Origin of the sequence: Methylobacter psychrophilus (assembly GCF_025583945.1) — a bacterium.
GTDB lineage: Bacteria > Pseudomonadota > Gammaproteobacteria > Methylococcales > Methylomonadaceae > Methylobacter_C > Methylobacter_C psychrophilus.
The window spans coordinates 15,026-31,847 of the sequence record NZ_JAOEGU010000004.1; the positions used below are offsets into that span (position 1 = coordinate 15,026).

Here is a 16,822-nt window from a genome sequence, read left to right on the forward strand (position 1 = left end):
TCTGCCGTTCAATCAAGCGATAAGGTATTTCATAAAAAAATCTATGCTGAAAGTAAAATCTGGCTGGAAAAACTGGCAACTACTCACTGAAAAGGGACGGCATATTTGGGCATTCAAGCCTGGATCAAGCAAGATCAACGAGCATCTAAAAAATGCCGATAACGTTACTGACGAAGAAGTAGTACAGTTTACCGAAGATTTTCAGTTTGATAAATTCAGCAATCCCAATTCTGCTGATAAGGTGTACCGGCATACCGCCATTAATGAAAATTTTCAGGCTTTTGCCGGGCAAATTCCGCAGATGGAAAGCTCCGAAGCACAGCAAGCTGTTGATGCGCTGGTCAAAGGGATAAACTACTATTCTTGCCTTCAAAGTGATGACGGCCATTGGCCCGGTGATTACGGTGGTCCACTATTTCTGTTGCCCGGTTTACTGATAGCTTCTTATATTTCAGAGACACCGTTTCCCAAAGCACACCGGGAAATGATGAAGGTCTATTTATTTAATCATCAAAATAAAGATGCTGGCTGGGGCATGCATATTGAAGGTGAATCGACGATGTTTGGCACGGTAATGCAATATGTGTCATTGCGTATTTTGGGCGTCGATAAAAATCATGAGCAACTGATAAAAGCCAGGGCGTGGATTAAAAGCAATGGCGGCGCAACCGGTATTCCGTCATGGGGGAAGTTTTATCTATCCATTTTAAATTTGTATGACTGGCAAGGTTTTAACAGCCTGTTTCCTGAAATGTGGCTATTTCCAAAATGGTTGCCGGTACATCCGTGGCGCTACTGGTGCCATACTCGTATGGTGTATTTGCCAATGGCTTATTGTTATGCCCAGCGCATTAAAGCACCCGAAAATACACTGATTTTGTCGTTAAGAGAAGAGCTTTATAATGAAGCTTTTGAAACCATTGACTGGCCCAAACAACGCACTACGGTTTGTGAAAAAGATTGTTATACCACGCCATCACCGGTGCTAAAGTGGATGAACTTTTTTACCAATAACTATGAGAAATGCAAATTACCTTGGCTAAGAAAAAAAGCTACCGGTTATATCTTAAAATATCTTAATGCTGAAGATGAGCAAACGAATTACCTCAATATAGGCCCTGTTAATAAAGCCATTAATTCTATTTGTATCTGGCATGCTTATGGCAAAGATTCCGAGCAATTTAAAAAACATGTCGCGCGTTGGTATGATTATTTATGGGTTGCTGAAGATGGTATGAAAATGAGCGGTTATAACGGTTCTCAGCTTTGGGACACAGCTTTTTCAACCCGCGCCATACTGGAAAGCGACGTGGGTAAATTATTCCCGGCGACATTGGAAAAAAGTTATCAATTTATTGAATTGTCGCAAATCAAAGCTGAACACGCGACGCATACCGAGTTTTTTCGTCATCCCATGATTGGGAGTTGGCCTTTTTCAACGGCTGAACAAGGCTGGCCGGTAGCAGATTGTACTGCGGAAGGTTTAAGTGCCACTTTAGCTCTTCATCATTCAGGTCTGGTGAAACCGGTTATTGATGAGCAACGCATTAAACAAGCGGTAGATACGCTTCTATCTTATCAAAATACCGATGGCGGCTGGGCAACTTACGAGTTAACACGGTCAGCCAAGTGGCTGGAAAAACTCAATCCCTCTGAAGTGTTTGCCGATATAATGATCGACTATTCATGGACAGAATGTACGGCGGCTTGTGTTATTTCTTTACTGGAAATTCAGGAAGACTATCCCGGCTATAAAGATAGCGAAATACATAAAGCCATTCGTGCCGGACTCAACTTTATTGTCAAGCAACAAAAAACCGATGGTTCCTGGTATGGTGGTTGGGCAGTCTGTTTTACTTATGCTACCTGGTTTGGTGTGGAAGCGATTAGTAAGGCCAAGAGTAAAGGCTATTGTGATGATACCATTTTAGTGAATAGCATCAACAAAGCTTGCGCTTTTTTAGTATCCAGGCAGAAAATCGATGGTGGTTGGGGAGAAACTTTTGAATCTTGCTCTAAACTGGTTTATACCGAAGCGGCAACATCTCAAGTTGTTAATACCGCTTGGGCGTTATTGGCATTAATGGCCGCAAATTTTGACGATAAAAAAATTATCGAAAATGGTATTAATGTGTTGTTAAACAGACAAAGCGATATTGGCGATTGGCCACAGGAAAATATTTCCGGCGTTTTTAATTATAATTGTATGATAACCTACTCTAACTATAGGAATATCTTTCCTATATGGGCATTGAGTCGATACTGTCGTTAGTATGTTCAGGGATGATAAAAGAATCAATCCAGTTTAAAGTATTTGTATCAAGTAGCCCAATATGAAATCAGAATTTGACATTTGCATTATCGGCGCAGGTATGGCGGGCGCCACCATTGCCGCCTATCTTGCCCCCAAAGGCATTAGGATAGCGTTAGTTGATCATTGTTTTAAGGAAAAAAAGCGTATCGTTGGGGAGTTATTGCAACCTGGAGCGGTATTGTCGCTTGAGCAAATGGGTCTTGGACATTTGCTGGAGGGGTTTGATGCGCAGTCGGTCGATGGTTATTCATTGCTGCAAGGTGACGAAAATATTACCATTGCCTACCCCAATCACTATAAAGGCATGGGCTTGCATAACGGCCGGTTTTTGCAGCAAATTAGAGCTTCCGCCATACAAAATGAATCGGTTACGCAAATACATGGCAAGGCTTTGCAACTGCTGGAAAATGAACGGCATGAAATTATTGGTGTTAGTTACCGGGAGTCGCTTACGTCTGAGATAAAGTCTATTTATGCGCCCTTAACCATTACCAGTGACGGCTTCTTTTCGAATTTTAGAGTCGATCTCAGTAATAATAAAAAAACCGTGACGTCTTACTTCATCGGTTTGATTTTAAAAGATTGTAAAATGCCTTTTCCAAAGCATGGGCATGTGTTTTTATCAGGACCTACCCCCTTTATTTGTTACCCGATTTCTAATTATGAAGTCAGATTGTTAATTGATTTTCCGGGTGATCAACTACCCAGAAAGTTATTATTACAGGCACATTTAGATGCCAACGTAACGCCTTATATTCCGCAATGCATGCTTAAAAGCTATGAACAAGCGATCCAAGAAGGTGGCTTTAAGGTTATGCCTAATCATTATATGGCGGCCAAGCCGATCATTCGTAAAGGCGCGGTAATGCTGGGCGATGCGCTTAATATGCGGCACCCCTTAACGGGGGGCGGCTTGACTGCGGTATTTTCGGACATACAAATATTGAGTGCGCATTTGTTGGTGATGCCTGACTTTAATAATACCGATTTGATTCACGAAAAAATCGAAGCCTATTATCGCGATAGACAGTACGCCAATGCAAATCTTAATGTGCTTGCCAATGCGCTATATGGCGTGATGTCAAATGACTTGCTTAAAACGGCGGTATTTAAATATTTGCAATGTGGTGGTGCTAATGCACAAGAGTCGATTGCTATTTTGGCCGGTTTGAACAGAAACCATTACTCTCTGATTAAACAGTTCTTTTTCCTCGCTGTATTTGGTGCTTATGATTTAGTCCGTGAAAGCATGGCTAATTTACCCAAGGCAATAAAGATTTTGTTGGATGCCCTCAGAATAATTAAACCGTTGGCCAAGAACGAGCTTTCGTTTACGGCAATTATTAGGGGTTACTTAAATAAATCAACGCCGATGTAGTTTTACTTTTTTATCACAGATAAGTTTCTTGAAAACTGCTGTTTGTCATTAAATATCAACAAAATTTACTGTCAGATAGTAGCCCCTTCGCAATCGGTTTAAACAGAATCGAAGTTTTTGTACCTCCATTTTTGACGCTGACTATGTTGCCGGGACAGGTGCTTGAGTCAACGAAAAATTGCTTTAAGCTCATTAAAAACAAAAGAAATTCTTTTGTAATATGGTAGAATTCGGGCTCATCGGAGTGGCTTGACGCTAAAGTTATTACGCTGATATTTTTCTTTGCTGCGCTATAGTAGCGTTAGTCCTGAAATGATTTGTGTGGTTTAAGTTTTGGCTTGGCACGATAGTTTAAAAGGTGGCGTATAGCGCTCCTTATCAGAGGAATGGTCATTATATTGTCTAGCTATTGATTAGCTTTTTATTCATCTTCTGCTGCGCTGTATCAACACCTAATATGGCTCACCAAGGCCAGGTTGACTTAGCTTGGATGGGAATAAAAATGCGCTGTCAAATAGCCGCCTTATTTTAGTGCCGTTCCATAATTTTTCTTTAACATCATATTTTATAATTCTTATGAACAAACCCAAAAAAGTCGCAATTCTCACCGCGGGTGGTTTGGCACCCTGCCTAAACTCGGCTATCGGCAGTCTGATTGAGCGTTATACTGAAATCGATCCTTCTATTGAAATTATTTGTTATCGCAGCGGCTACAAAGGTTTGCTATTGGGCGATTATTATACCGTTACGCCAGCAATACGTGAAAAAGCCGGTCTTTTACATGGTTTTGGCGGTTCAGTAATCGGTAATAGCCGCGTTAAACTGACTAATATTAAAGACTGCGTAAAACGTGGACTTGTTAAGGAAGGCGAAGATCCACAAAAAGTAGCCGCAGACCAATTGGTTAAAGATGGTGTTGATATTCTTCATACCATTGGTGGCGATGACACCAATATCGCTGCTGCAGATCTAGCTGCGTTTCTTGCGCATAATAATTATGGCCTCACGGTTATTGGTTTGCCAAAAACAGTTGATAATGATGTCTTTCCCATCAAACAATCATTGGGTGCCTGGACCGCAGCAGAGCAGGGCGCCCGTTACTTTTGGAACGTGGTTGCCGAAAACAATGCCAATCCCCGTATGCTGATTGTTCATGAAGTGATGGGGCGCAGTTGCGGTTGGCTGACTGCCGCCACTACCCAAGAATATCGTAAGCTGCTTGATAATGCTGAATGGTTGCCAGAACTTGGGCTTGATCGCAATGCGTTTGAAGTTCATGGCATATTTATTCCTGAAATGGCTATTGATATTGCCGCCGAAGCCAAGCGTCTTCGCGCTGTCATGGATAAATTCGACTGCGTAAACATCTTTGTTTCTGAAGGTGCTGGCGTAGAATCTATTGTTGCTGAAATGGAAGCCAAAGGTCAGGAAGTGCCGCGCGATGCTTTTGGGCATGTTAAACTTGATGCGGTTAATCCCGGTAAATGGTTTGGTGAGCAGTTTGCGGAAATGCTCGGTGCAGAAAAAACATTGATTCAAAAATCCGGCTATTTCGCCAGAGCTTCCGCTTCAAATATTGAAGATATCAAGTTGATTAAGTCTTGCGCTGATCTGGCTGTTGAATGTGCTTTCCGTGGTGAATCGGGCTTGATAGGTCATGATGAAGATCGTGGCGATGAACTGCGTGCGATTGAATTTCCTCGAATTAAAGGCGGTAAGCCTTTTGATCTTGATACACCTTGGTTCAATGAAACGCTTGTTGAAATTGGTCAAGCCAAGGGTGCCAAGGTTGAAGTAGGCCACTAAGCTATTGGAGAGAGTAAAGGAAGAGCCGTTTATTCTCTCCAAATCCTCATGATTGAGGTATTGGGTTTAAAATAAAAAGTATTTAACAACTCTGGAATCTTATGGCTACCTGGCTGGAAACATGTCAACAACAACTTGCGCGGTTAGAAATAACCTCTGTGCTGGCGGACAAATTGGTGACGCTTTGTAATAAAACAGGCGAAGATATTGCGCCCGAGCTTGTGCAAAAACTTAATGCCGAGCATGAGCGCTTAAATCGGCAGTTGGAGCGCTTACATGCCAACCGTTTTGAGGTCGCTGTTATTGGTCTGGAAAAAGCAGGTAAGAGTGCGTTGCTGAATGCCTGGTTAGGACAAGAAATTCTACCGTCTGCCCGCGAAAGGTGCACCTTCACCAGTACTGAAATCTGGTCGGCACAGACCGAACAGGACCAACTCCTGTCAATTCAATACTACAGTAAAGAAGAGATAAAGAAACTTCAGCAGCAAAGGCAAGAGGCGCTGGATGGCACACTGGGTGACAAGGAAAGGAAGGAAATACAAGAGGATTTTGATGATACTGAAAAAAATCTGCATGCTATTTACGAGTTTACCAAGCAAAAAAACGGCTTTAGCCAAAGTTTTATAGATATTAGTGAAATTAATGAGCAACTACAGTCGGCGATTTTTAAAAACCGCGCACAGTCTTTAGCCATTAAACGAATTCAACTTAAAACCGTCCGCTTGAGAAGTGATAGGGATATTATTTTTCATGATGTTCCCGGTTTTAATTCAGGTATTCTGATGCATTCCGAACAAGCGATTGACCGGTTGAAGGGTTGTGATGCCATCATTTATGCAAAAGAAATGAAGCAACCTTCAATTACCGGGCCGGAAAAAGAAATATTAAACATTGCTGATTCTGAAGATCCCAGCATTAAAGTGTCCGACAAAATTTTTGTGGTGCTTACGCAAGCGGATGCTTTGGATGATCCGATTGATTTTAAGGAAACTCTGGAAAAACACAGAAATTACTGGCCGACTGTTCCCGAGCGACGCATGATACCTGTTTGCGCCCGTGCTCATCTGGTTGAGTTTGGTATACCTTCAGAAGATACTTTGAGGCGTACTAAAAGCGCAGACGATAAACTCAAATTAAAAAAACTGGGTATCAATGATGGCATGCTGCTATTAAAAGATACCGTCAATCATTATATCGACCATGAACGGGCAGAGGTTTTGCAAAGGCGTTGTGATGCTCTGGTTAGCAATATTCGCTTGTATGCCGGTGATATTTTGCTAAAACTTGAGCCTGTCTATGCTGCCATAGCCGATGGTGAGGTAGAAGAGGATGACCTGCTGGGTAAAGAGTTTAATCAATGGTGGGGACGCGAATGGCAACGTATCAAAAAAGACTTTGATGTCTGGTATGCGGAAAGTATTCAAGGCCGTAAGGAAGCCGATGCCTTGGGTGCAGAGCATCAGGAGTTGGCGACATTACATGCGGCTTATGATGAAAAAATTGATGCTTTGCTGTCCAATCTCACTACCGGTCAAACGGATGAGTTAAAGCGTATTTATACTGCAGGCCGAACGATTTCGATGCCTGATCCGCGCGAAGGTAATTATAAAATTCGCGAAGAATTATTTAGGGAAATTCAGCAGAAATTTGAAACCGAGTTGACTGATCAATTAGCCCAATCCTTGCAAGTATTGATTGATCAAATCGTCCAAAAAACCCAAGCACTGCTTTGGCAAACTGAAGATGTACGTAAAGCTTTATTAAATTCTGATGAAACTATTGAGCAAGCCCGTATCCGACATGGCTTTCAAGTGTTGTTTTTACGTTTTGGCCGGGTTGCTGTTGAAGCTTTTATAGCCAAGCCTTTACAGGCACGTGAACGCTTATTGGATGAACGATCAGCCGAGATTAAGACTTTGGAAGCCTTTTATCAGGGTATTGATATGAACAAACAGGATGTTACCCATTATTTACGGTATGGCTTATGGGCAGATAAAACGCCCGTTCAGCCAGTGGTTGGAAAAGCGGTTAAAACCGCTCTTAAAGCAGCGCTTAGTCAGGATATGGCCAACTTATCGTCTAATGATTCGGAAGAACAAGAAAAATTACCCGAGCCCAATAATTTTGAGCAGGTTGTTGAAGAAATTAATAGCGATTTAGCCGCTTTAAAAGATTATCTGAAAAATAGTGTATTTTATGCAGCAGGTTTTGTGACTTATTGTAATCAGGAATTGGAGCGGATTCGTAATCGCTTTAAAGAGATGGAAGATAATGACCGGCAATGGATAGGTCTTATTCGCACAGCAGTTAAGTACGAAAGAAACCCCAATATTCCTTATAATATCGCTCATACCCGACGTGACTTCCGTTTGCGCCGTGAAATAGCCATGGAGCTTAAAGAAGTCAGAGAAAGCTATACCCAAGTGTATTAGTTGTTGAGTAAAGCTTTTTTCTCCATCAGATCGTAGTATTCAGTTTTCCTCCTTGAAAAAAGGTTAGGGAGATTTTTAAATAAATCCTCTAACCTTTTACTTATCCCTGATCAGTTCAAAAAATAAAAGTGGTTGAAATGAACCGGTCGGCATGGTTTATTTCAACCACTGACTTTACCTTAGCTTTTTTAAATCCTCTTTGATATTATTATCTTGTTGATTTTTAACGATCTATTTGATTTAATCGCCTTGGCATGAAAATGGCTTAACCTTTAGTAAGTTCTTTTAAAGGACTGCCTTCATTATTGAGTAATTCTGATGAAGCAATGCACAAGAGTTTATATTAACAATAGGAGCGTCATTATTATGATAATAGATATTTTTCTTACCGGTGTTTTTGGCGTAGCTGTGGCTTACGCTTATGTTTTTATTAAAAAGATAAATACCAGTAGCTAAAAATACTTAAAATGAGCTGGCACTAATTTTTAAATTAGTGCCAGGCAAGGCTTTAAAGTTAAATAAGTCAGAGTAAGGCCGGTTCTCTCCCTATCACTTGGGCTGGCTTATTCTGATCTATATGGCAGTTAAGATACGATCAAATTGCAGTCCTAAGCCTCGAATCATGTCAACAATGAGTTTCCATCATCGGCCAAGAAGTAGCGTAAATATTTAGTCGGATAAATAATATTCCACAGTGGATACAATGCGTATTTTTTTGATATGTGGATTATTTTTATCACGTGGATTTATCTCAAATTGTCCTTGGGATGCCTGTTTGATTTTACCCAGTTTACTGTTTGAATCCTGGGCAAATTTTAAGGCTACTTCGCGTGCCTTGGTAGTCGCTTCTTGAATCATTTCGGGTTTTATTTTATTTAAACCGGTAAAAATATATTCGTTCTGGTTTTGGTAATCGCCAGCAGTAAAGGCGATGCCTTGTTTGCCGAGTTCCGCCAGTTCAGTCATTACTTTACGAACCAGATCGACTTTTGATGAATAGACTGTGACCGTTTGAATGGCTGTATAGCGAAAGTCAGCTTTGCTGGCATCATTATACTGTTGAGCTGATTTATCGGTAATAGACGGCGTTGAGACCGTTATTTCAGCGCTATCAATACCTTTGGTAACAAGAAAATCCCTGATTTTTGTAGTACTGTCTTCAATGGACGAATATAGGTCGCCAAGCTCATTGCTGGCCTTAGTGAATACAATCGGCCAGATAACTATATCGGCTGGCAATTCCCGTTCAGACAAGCCTTTAACGGTTACACTACGCTCATATTCTTTGTAGGTAATTGCGGCACCAGAGAGCAGATATCCAAGTACGCTTAGCCCCAGAAATATGGATACGCCCAATAAAAATGCACTGACAGTATTTTCTTGTTTCATGGTTTTCTCCCGTCCACAATGAGTGGTCTTAAGTTTTATATCGGGTTTAAATTTTGCCGTCCATGCGAGGCTTTGTCCAGCTAAAATTAGGGTATTGATAATAAAAAAGTAAAAAAAACCCGTCATAAATGACGGGCTTTTTTAAAGCGTTACGACCAACAGTAATGTTTAGTTTTTGGCTTTATCAACAATCTGATTGGCTTTAATCCACGGCATCATACTACGCAATTGTGCGCCGACGACTTCGATAGGGTGTTCAGCATTTAAACGACGTTTTGCAGTCATTTCCGGATAGTTAGTTAAGCCTTCCATGATGAATTTTTTCGCATATTCGCCGTTACGAATGTTTTGTAAGGCTTCACGCATCGCCTGACGGCTTTCTTCATTAATGACTTTAGGACCGGTGACATATTCGCCATACTCTGCATTGTTGGAAATAGAGTAGTTCATGTTGGCAATGCCGCCTTCAAACATTAAATCAACAATCAATTTTAATTCGTGTAAACATTCAAAGTACGCCATTTCTGGTGCATAACCCGCTTCAACCAATGTTTCAAAACCCATTTTTACGAGTTCAACTGCGCCGCCACATAAAACGGCTTGTTCACCGAACAAATCGGTTTCACATTCGTCACGGAAAGTCGTTTCGATAATACCTGAACGGCCGCCACCGATAGCGGAGGCATACGCTAAACAAATTGATTTCGCTGTGCCTGATGCATCTTGATGAATAGCGATTAAGTCAGGAACGCCACCGCCGCGTACAAATTCAGAACGCACGGTATGACCGGGTGCTTTTGGCGCGATCATGATGACATCTAAATCGGCTCTGGGTACAACCTGATTAAATAAAATCGCAAAACCATGAGCAAAAGCCAATACTGCGCCTTGCTTGATGTTGGGCTCAATTTCATCTTTATATAATGACGATTGAAATTCATCCGGTGTCAAAATCATGACCACGTCTGCACTGGCAACTGCCGTTGCTACGTTTTGAACAGTTAAGCCATGTGCTTGCGCTTTAGCGACTGAAGGTGAACCGGCGCGTAAGCCAACGACAACATCAACACCAGATTCTTTTAAGTTAAGGGCATGGGCATGACCTTGTGAACCGTAGCCGATGATAGCTACTTTTTTAGCTTTTATGATGGAGATGTCTGCGTCTTTGTCGTAATAAACTTGCATGATTTTTCCTGTTTTTCTGGGTATAAAGTAAATAAAAATAATAAAAGCTGCGATGTTATTTTAACCTTGCAACTTTTACTTAAGTTATAAATGTAGGCCTTTCTCGCCTCTGGAAATGCCTGTTGGTCCTGATCTAACGGCTTCAATAATGCAGTCAGGATTTATCGCGGCAATAAAGGCATCAAGTTTTTCTGAAGTGCCGGTCATTTCAATAATATAAGTTGTAGGCGTGACATCAATAATCTTGCCCCGAAATATATCTGACAAGCTTCTGATTTCATGACGCATTTCGCCCGTGGTTTTTACTTTAACCATCATCAGTTCACGTTCAATATGAAATGATTCGGCTAAATCAATTAATTTAACTACATCAATCAATTTATTAAGTTGTTTGGTAATTTGCTCAATGATTTCTTCACTGCCACGGGTAACTACTGTCATTCTTGACAAGGTTGGATCTTCGGTTGGGGCTACGGTGAGTGACTCAATGTTGTAGCCGCGCGCCGAAAATAAACCCGCTACGCGAGATAATGCGCCGGATTCATTTTCCATTAGAACAGAAATAATATGTCTCATTTAAGCCAATTCCCTATCTGTCGATGTGCCTGTAGCGACTCTTAATTTCATTTCATGATGACCTTTGCCCGCTTCAATCATTGGGTAAACATTTTCGGTTTGATCAGTCATTACGTCCAAAAATACAGTACGATCTTTCATGGCGAAAGCGGCTTCCAGAGCAGGTCTGACTTCTTCGGGCTTGGTTATACGCATACCGACATGGCCATAGGCTTCTGCCAATTTAACAAATTCCGGAATAGTATCCATATAGGAGTGCGAATAACGGCTTTGGTAAGAAAATTCCTGCCACTGCCTGACCATGCCCATATAGCGATTGTTCAGGTTAATAATTTTAATCGGCGTGTTATATTGCAAGGCGGTTGATAATTCCTGTATGCACATTTGGATACTGGCATCGCCGGTAACGCAAGCCACATTTTCGTCAGGAAATGCCAATTTAACACCGATAGCTGCCGGCAAGCCAAAGCCCATCGTACCAAGGCCACCTGAATTTATCCAGCGACGCGGCTTGTCAAAAGGATAGTATTGCGCGACCCACATTTGATGCTGACCGACATCTGACGTCACATAGGCATCGCCTTTGGTGACTTCATGCAATTGTTCAATAACATATTGCGGTTTAATCAACGGACTTTGACGATCATATTCGAGGCAGTTAACGGATTGCCATTGCCTGATTTGGTTCCACCAAAGTTCCAGTGCTTTTGCATCTGGCTGCTTTTGGCTTTCCTTAATTATTTCAAGCATTTGCTCCAATACCGGTTTAACATCGCCGACAATGGGAATATCTACTTTAACGGTTTTGGAAATAGAGGCCGGATCAACATCAATATGAATAATCTTGGCATACGGACAAAATAAATCCAGTTTGCCGGTAACACGATCATCAAAACGTGCGCCGATAGCAATAATCACATCGCTTTCGTGCATCGCCATATTGGCTTCATAAGTGCCGTGCATGCCCAACATACCGATAAATTGCTTGTCAGTGGCCGGATATGCACCCAATCCCATTAAGGTATTGGTAATGGGATAGCCCAGTGTGTGAGCAAACTGAATCAATTCCTTACTTGCCTCACCTAAAACGACACCGCCACCTGAATAAATGATGGGCTTGTGTGCGCTTAACAATAAATCAACTGCCTTTCTGATCTGTCCCTTATGACCGGTAACTACCGGATTGTAAGAGCGGATAGAAACCTTTTCAGGGTATTTATAAGGTACTTTAATTTGTGGAGCAGTTATATCTTTGGGCACATCAATAACGACAGGCCCAGGTCGTCCTGTGGTCGCCACATAAAATGCTTTTTTAATGGTTTCTGCTAATTTGGTGACATCTTTGACCAAAAAATTATGTTTAACACAGGGTCGGGTAATACCAATCATATCGACTTCCTGGAAAGCATCGCTACCAATGACGGGCAGAGATACTTGACCGGAAATGATTACCATGGGAATTGAATCCATATAAGCGGTAGCAATGCCGGTTACCGCATTGGTGGCGCCAGGACCTGAAGTGACCAATACCACTCCAGGTTTTCCGGTTGCCCGGGCATAACCATCAGCGGCATGGGTTGCACCTTGTTCATGGCGAACCAGGATGTGTTTGAGTTCATCTTGCTGGAATAGGGCATCATACAGATGCAATACTGCTCCGCCAGGATAGCCAAAAATATATTCTACGCCCTCGTCGACAAGACTTTGAACCAGGATTTGTGCACCACTTAGCTCCACGCTAACACCTCCATAAATAGGATGATTGTTCGATTTAAGTCAATTATATGCATTTTTAAATGATTATTTTTATTTTGACAATATATATAGTCGACATTTTACTAGGTTCTTAATGAGGTTGTCATTATCTCTCCCATCCTTTTTGATTTTTACTCAATGAATAGCGATAAATTCAAGCTAAATGAGGAAGGAATATAAGAGCAGGATTTTTAACAAAAATGTTTCATCGTGGCGTAAAGTCGGCTTTCTCAAGCATTAATTGTCACTCATTGTTAACGGTATTTCCATGGCCGTTTTCTGGTGAATTTTAAAGCCACGCATTTCCAGAATGCCTTTGGTATTAAGTGAAATAATCAGATAAACTGCATCAGGATAAGCGTCCAGCTCTAAATCATGGCTTGACGGAAGGGCTGGTGAGCTTGGGTGGGAGTGATAGATAGCGAAGATATTTTCGCCCAATTCACGCATTTTAGTCATGGCCGCTATTTGTTGTCCGGCATCAAGTAAAAAATGTTGTTGTGGAAGTTTGGCAGCGTTTTCTATGGGGTAACAACGGGTTGGCAAGCCGTTTTTACTGCCGATCAGGCCACAGACTTCAAAGTTGGGCGAGATTTGCGCAAGATGGAGTAATTGGCTGGTTAGTTTACGAGGGATCTGGATTTCTGCTTGGGTCATAATGGTCAGGGTTCAATGTGTTCAAGGTTCAAAAGGCGATAGGTGCGCCTCTATACGGTAATGCCATTGTCCATAAGTTACTCTGGGTTGTCCTGACAGGTCGGTAACTGTTTGAACGTTATCATAATGAAAGTCTTTAAAAATTGACTGAACCTGATGCTGTTGGTCGTAACCATGTTCAATTAATAGATGTCCACCCGACTCCAGATGATTGCGTGCTGTTTCAGCAATGATTTTAATATCGCTGAAGCCCTGATCATCGGCACACAATGCCGATTGAGGTTCAAAGCGAATGTCACCCTGCCTTAGGTGGCTATCGTTCTTTGCGATGTAGGGCGGATTGCTGACAATAATATTGAATTTTTCCTCATACACATTTGCAAGCCAGTTGCTTTGATAAAACTGAATGTGCCTGGTTTCGTGTTTGTCGGCATTGAGCTTTGCAACGCTCAGTGCGGCCAGGGACAGGTCGGTTGCACTGACCTGAGCCTCTGGGCGCTCTGCTGCCAGAGTGATCGCTATAATACCCGAGCCGGTGCCAAGATCAATAATCTTCACAGGTTTGTCTTTAGGAATCAGCTTTAAGCTGAGCTCAATCAGGAGTTCAGTGTCTGGGCGGGGAATTAACACGTCGGGGGTAACGTGAAAAGTCCGTGACCAGAATTCCCTGTTACCGGTGATATAAGCAATAGGCGTCCCGTTTTGTCGTTGTTGTATCAGCAGCCAAAACCGGGTTGTGTCTTCGGGTTGTAATTCCTTGTCCGGCCAGGCGCGAAGATAGGAGCGCTCTTTGCCAAGTACCAGGCACAGCAAAACTTCCGCATCAAGTGCCGCCGAATCCGAGCTGGCGGCAAGTAGTCGGGATGCTTCACCGAGTATGACTTTAATCTGCTGCATTAAATTTAATCTTCGCCAAGTTGAGTTAAAAGCTCGGCTTGGTGTTCGCGAATCAATGGTTGAATAACTTGTTCAAGTCCGCCCTGCATGATGTCATCCAGTTTATACAGCGTTAAATTAATACGATGATCTGTTAAGCGTCCTTGCGGGTAATTGTAGGTACGGATACGCTCAGAGCGGTCACCGCTGCCGACTTGCAGTTTACGGGTTAAGGATTGTTCGGCGTGTTGTTTTTCCTGTTCTGCCGATAGTAAGCGGGATGCCAGTAAAGACATGGCTCTGGCCCTGTTTTTGTGTTGTGAGCGCTCGTCCTGGCATTCAACGACTGTTCCCGTAGGCATATGGGTAATGCGGATGGCCGACTCGGTTTTATTGATATGCTGCCCGCCGGCTCCTGATGCCCGGTAGGTATCAACTTTAAGGTCGGAGGGATTAATGTCAATGGCATCAACTTCTTCAACTTCGGGCATAATGGCGACAGTGCAGGCTGACGTATGTATGCGGCCTTGCGATTCTGTTTCAGGCACTCGTTGTACACGATGCGCACCAGATTCAAATTTTAATTGGGAGTAGACGTCCCGACCGGTAATACGCAAAATAACTTCTTTGTAGCCGCCGTGATCGCCTTGATTTTCGCTGATAATTTCTGTTTGCCAGCCCTTTCTTTCAGCATAACGTTGATACATGCGGGAAAGGTCACCTGAAAAAATAGCGGCTTCATCACCACCGGTGCCTGCGCGTACTTCCAGAAAGATGTTGCGGTTATCGTTAGGGTCTTTGGGTAATAGCAAAACTTGTAATTCATGATCCAGTGACTCTATCAGGTCTTCTGCGTCATTGACTTCTTCTTTGGCCATTTCCCTGAGTTCGGGGTCTGTGTCATTAGCCATTTCTTTCGCTGACGCGAGCATGTTTAATGCTTGCTCGTATCTTTTGTAACAGTCAACCAGGGGTGCGATTTGGGCATATTCCTGGCTAAGCGTACGAAATCTGTTTTGATTGCTTTGTACTTCGGGTTCGGAAAGTAAGGCGGCGATTTCGTCATAACGTTCGCACAGGTTTTCTAATTTAAGTTGTATGGATTGTTTCATTGAGATTTGGTTAATTTAAAAATTTCGCGGGCAGCGGTAATCAAGTCGTGGCGTTCGTTTTCGGCAGCTGCTCTGATTTGGGTACTGGGCGTATGAATGAGTTTATTGGTAAGGTTGTGAGCCAGTCGATTAAGCGCCTCTTCAGCAGAAATGCCATTTTTTAATAGCATCAGTGCTTTTTGCAGTGCATCGTCTCGGGATTGTTCAGCTTGATGTCGATAATCCTGGATCGTTGATTGCGCGCCTTGAGCGCGTAACCAGTTTGAAAAATAATCAACCTGAGTGTCAATTATTTCTTCGGCCTGTGTCGCCGCCAGTCTGCGCGAGTTCATATTCTGATCTATAGTATTTTGCAGATCGTCAACGGTGTAGAGATAAACATCTCTAAGTTGTTCGACTTCTGCTTCAATATCCCGTGGTACGGCCAGATCGACCATGAACATAGGTTTATGTTTACGTTTTTTAAGCGCGCTTTCTACGCGACCTTTGCCCAGAATTGGCAATTGACTGGCTGTTGAAGAAATAACGATGTCTGCTTCAGCCAGGTGGATAGGTAATTCCGATAAAGCGATGGCATAGCCGTTAAATTGTGTGGCAATAGCGTGTGCTTTGTCATAGGTGCGATTAGCGATAATAATGCGGCCTATACCTTGCTGAGATAAATGTCGGGCCGCCAGTTCTATGGTTTCACCTGCACCTATGAGTAAAGCCGTCTGTTCACTAAGCTTATCGAAGATTTGTTGGGCCAGTTGAACGGCGGCAAAGGCAATTGATACAGGGCTTGAGCCAATTGCAGTATCGGTACGTACTTTTTTGGCGGCGGTAAATGTCTGCTGAAAAAGTTTGCCCAGACGTTTGCCTAGCGTGCCGGCATCGTAAGCTGCCTGATAGGCAGTTTTCATTTGTCCCAAAATCTGCGGTTCACCTAGTATCATGGAGTCCAGGCCGCAAGCGACTCGAAAGATATGGCGATACACCGAGCTGTCGGTATGAGTATATAAATACGGGGCAAAATCTGCGGAGTTAATTTGTTTGCTTTGAGCAACCCAATCAATCAGGCCTTGTTGGTTGGCTGTGGTTGATGTGTAGTAAAATTCAGTACGATTACAGGTTGAAAGAATGGCGGCTTCGTTAATATCTTTGAGTAGCCATAGTTCTTTTAAGGATGATTCGAGTATGTCTGCAGGGAATGACAGGCGCTCACGGACGGAAACCGGTGCGGTATTATAATTAATTCCTACTGCGAGAAAAGTCATGGCGTTTATGGTTAAGTAAGAGTGATTTTACGTAAAAAGCATCAAGATGCAGGATTCGAAATAATACTTTTTGAGCGTTTTGTCTG

Annotated in this window: 12 protein-coding genes; 4 read left to right on the forward strand and 8 right to left on the reverse strand. The window is 42.5% G+C overall.

The window, feature by feature from the left end:
- Positions 1-43: 43 nt before the first annotated feature.
- From N7974_RS03090 to N7974_RS03105, 4 genes are all read left to right on the forward strand, one after another.
- Positions 44-2,272: a terpene cyclase/mutase family protein gene (locus tag N7974_RS03090; RefSeq protein WP_262964219.1), complete on the forward strand. Its 2,229-nt coding sequence runs from the start codon at positions 44-46 to the stop codon at positions 2,270-2,272.
- Positions 2,273-2,333: 61 nt separating this feature from the next.
- Positions 2,334-3,692, forward strand: a complete 1,359-nt coding sequence (locus N7974_RS03095) for an FAD-dependent monooxygenase (protein WP_262964220.1) — start codon at positions 2,334-2,336, stop codon at positions 3,690-3,692.
- A 576-nt stretch (positions 3,693-4,268) separates the two neighbouring features.
- The gene (locus N7974_RS03100) at positions 4,269-5,498 is read left to right on the forward strand and encodes a pyrophosphate--fructose-6-phosphate 1-phosphotransferase (RefSeq protein ID WP_262964221.1); all 1,230 of its coding nucleotides are present in this window, start codon (positions 4,269-4,271) and stop codon (positions 5,496-5,498) included.
- A 101-nt stretch (positions 5,499-5,599) separates the two neighbouring features.
- On the forward strand, positions 5,600-7,930 hold the full coding sequence (locus tag N7974_RS03105; RefSeq protein WP_262964222.1) for a dynamin family protein: 2,331 nt from the start codon (positions 5,600-5,602) through the stop codon (positions 7,928-7,930).
- Positions 7,931-8,599: 669 nt separating this feature from the next.
- On the opposite strand, the gene N7974_RS03110 is transcribed toward N7974_RS03105, so the two are convergent.
- The 8 genes from N7974_RS03110 to hemA all read right to left on the reverse strand — a co-directional run bounded on the left by N7974_RS03110 (position 8,600) and on the right by hemA (position 16,736).
- On the reverse strand, positions 8,600-9,319 hold the full coding sequence (locus N7974_RS03110) for an SIMPL domain-containing protein (protein WP_262964223.1): 720 nt from the start codon (positions 9,317-9,319) through the stop codon (positions 8,600-8,602).
- A 168-nt stretch (positions 9,320-9,487) separates the two neighbouring features.
- The gene (gene ilvC, locus N7974_RS03115) at positions 9,488-10,504 is read right to left on the reverse strand and encodes a ketol-acid reductoisomerase (protein WP_262964224.1); all 1,017 of its coding nucleotides are present in this window, start codon (positions 10,502-10,504) and stop codon (positions 9,488-9,490) included.
- Between the two features lie 84 nt (positions 10,505-10,588).
- Complete coding sequence (gene ilvN / locus N7974_RS03120; protein ID WP_262964225.1) at positions 10,589-11,080, reverse strand: acetolactate synthase small subunit; 492 nt, start codon at positions 11,078-11,080, stop codon at positions 10,589-10,591.
- Complete coding sequence (locus N7974_RS03125) at positions 11,081-12,817, reverse strand: acetolactate synthase 3 large subunit (protein WP_262964226.1); 1,737 nt, start codon at positions 12,815-12,817, stop codon at positions 11,081-11,083.
- 255 nt (positions 12,818-13,072) lie between these two features.
- On the reverse strand, positions 13,073-13,492 hold the full coding sequence (locus tag N7974_RS03130; RefSeq protein WP_262964227.1) for a M67 family metallopeptidase: 420 nt from the start codon (positions 13,490-13,492) through the stop codon (positions 13,073-13,075).
- A gap of 21 nt (positions 13,493-13,513) precedes the next feature.
- Entirely contained in the window at positions 13,514-14,389 is an 876-nt protein-coding gene (gene prmC, locus N7974_RS03135; protein WP_262964228.1) for a peptide chain release factor N(5)-glutamine methyltransferase, read from the reverse strand.
- A gap of 5 nt (positions 14,390-14,394) precedes the next feature.
- Complete coding sequence (prfA, locus tag N7974_RS03140) at positions 14,395-15,480, reverse strand: peptide chain release factor 1 (RefSeq protein WP_262964229.1); 1,086 nt, start codon at positions 15,478-15,480, stop codon at positions 14,395-14,397.
- The gene (gene hemA / locus N7974_RS03145; RefSeq protein WP_262964230.1) at positions 15,477-16,736 is read right to left on the reverse strand and encodes a glutamyl-tRNA reductase; all 1,260 of its coding nucleotides are present in this window, start codon (positions 16,734-16,736) and stop codon (positions 15,477-15,479) included. The genes prfA and hemA overlap by 4 nt, the downstream gene beginning before the upstream one ends.
- Between the last annotated feature and the right edge of the window lie 86 nt (positions 16,737-16,822).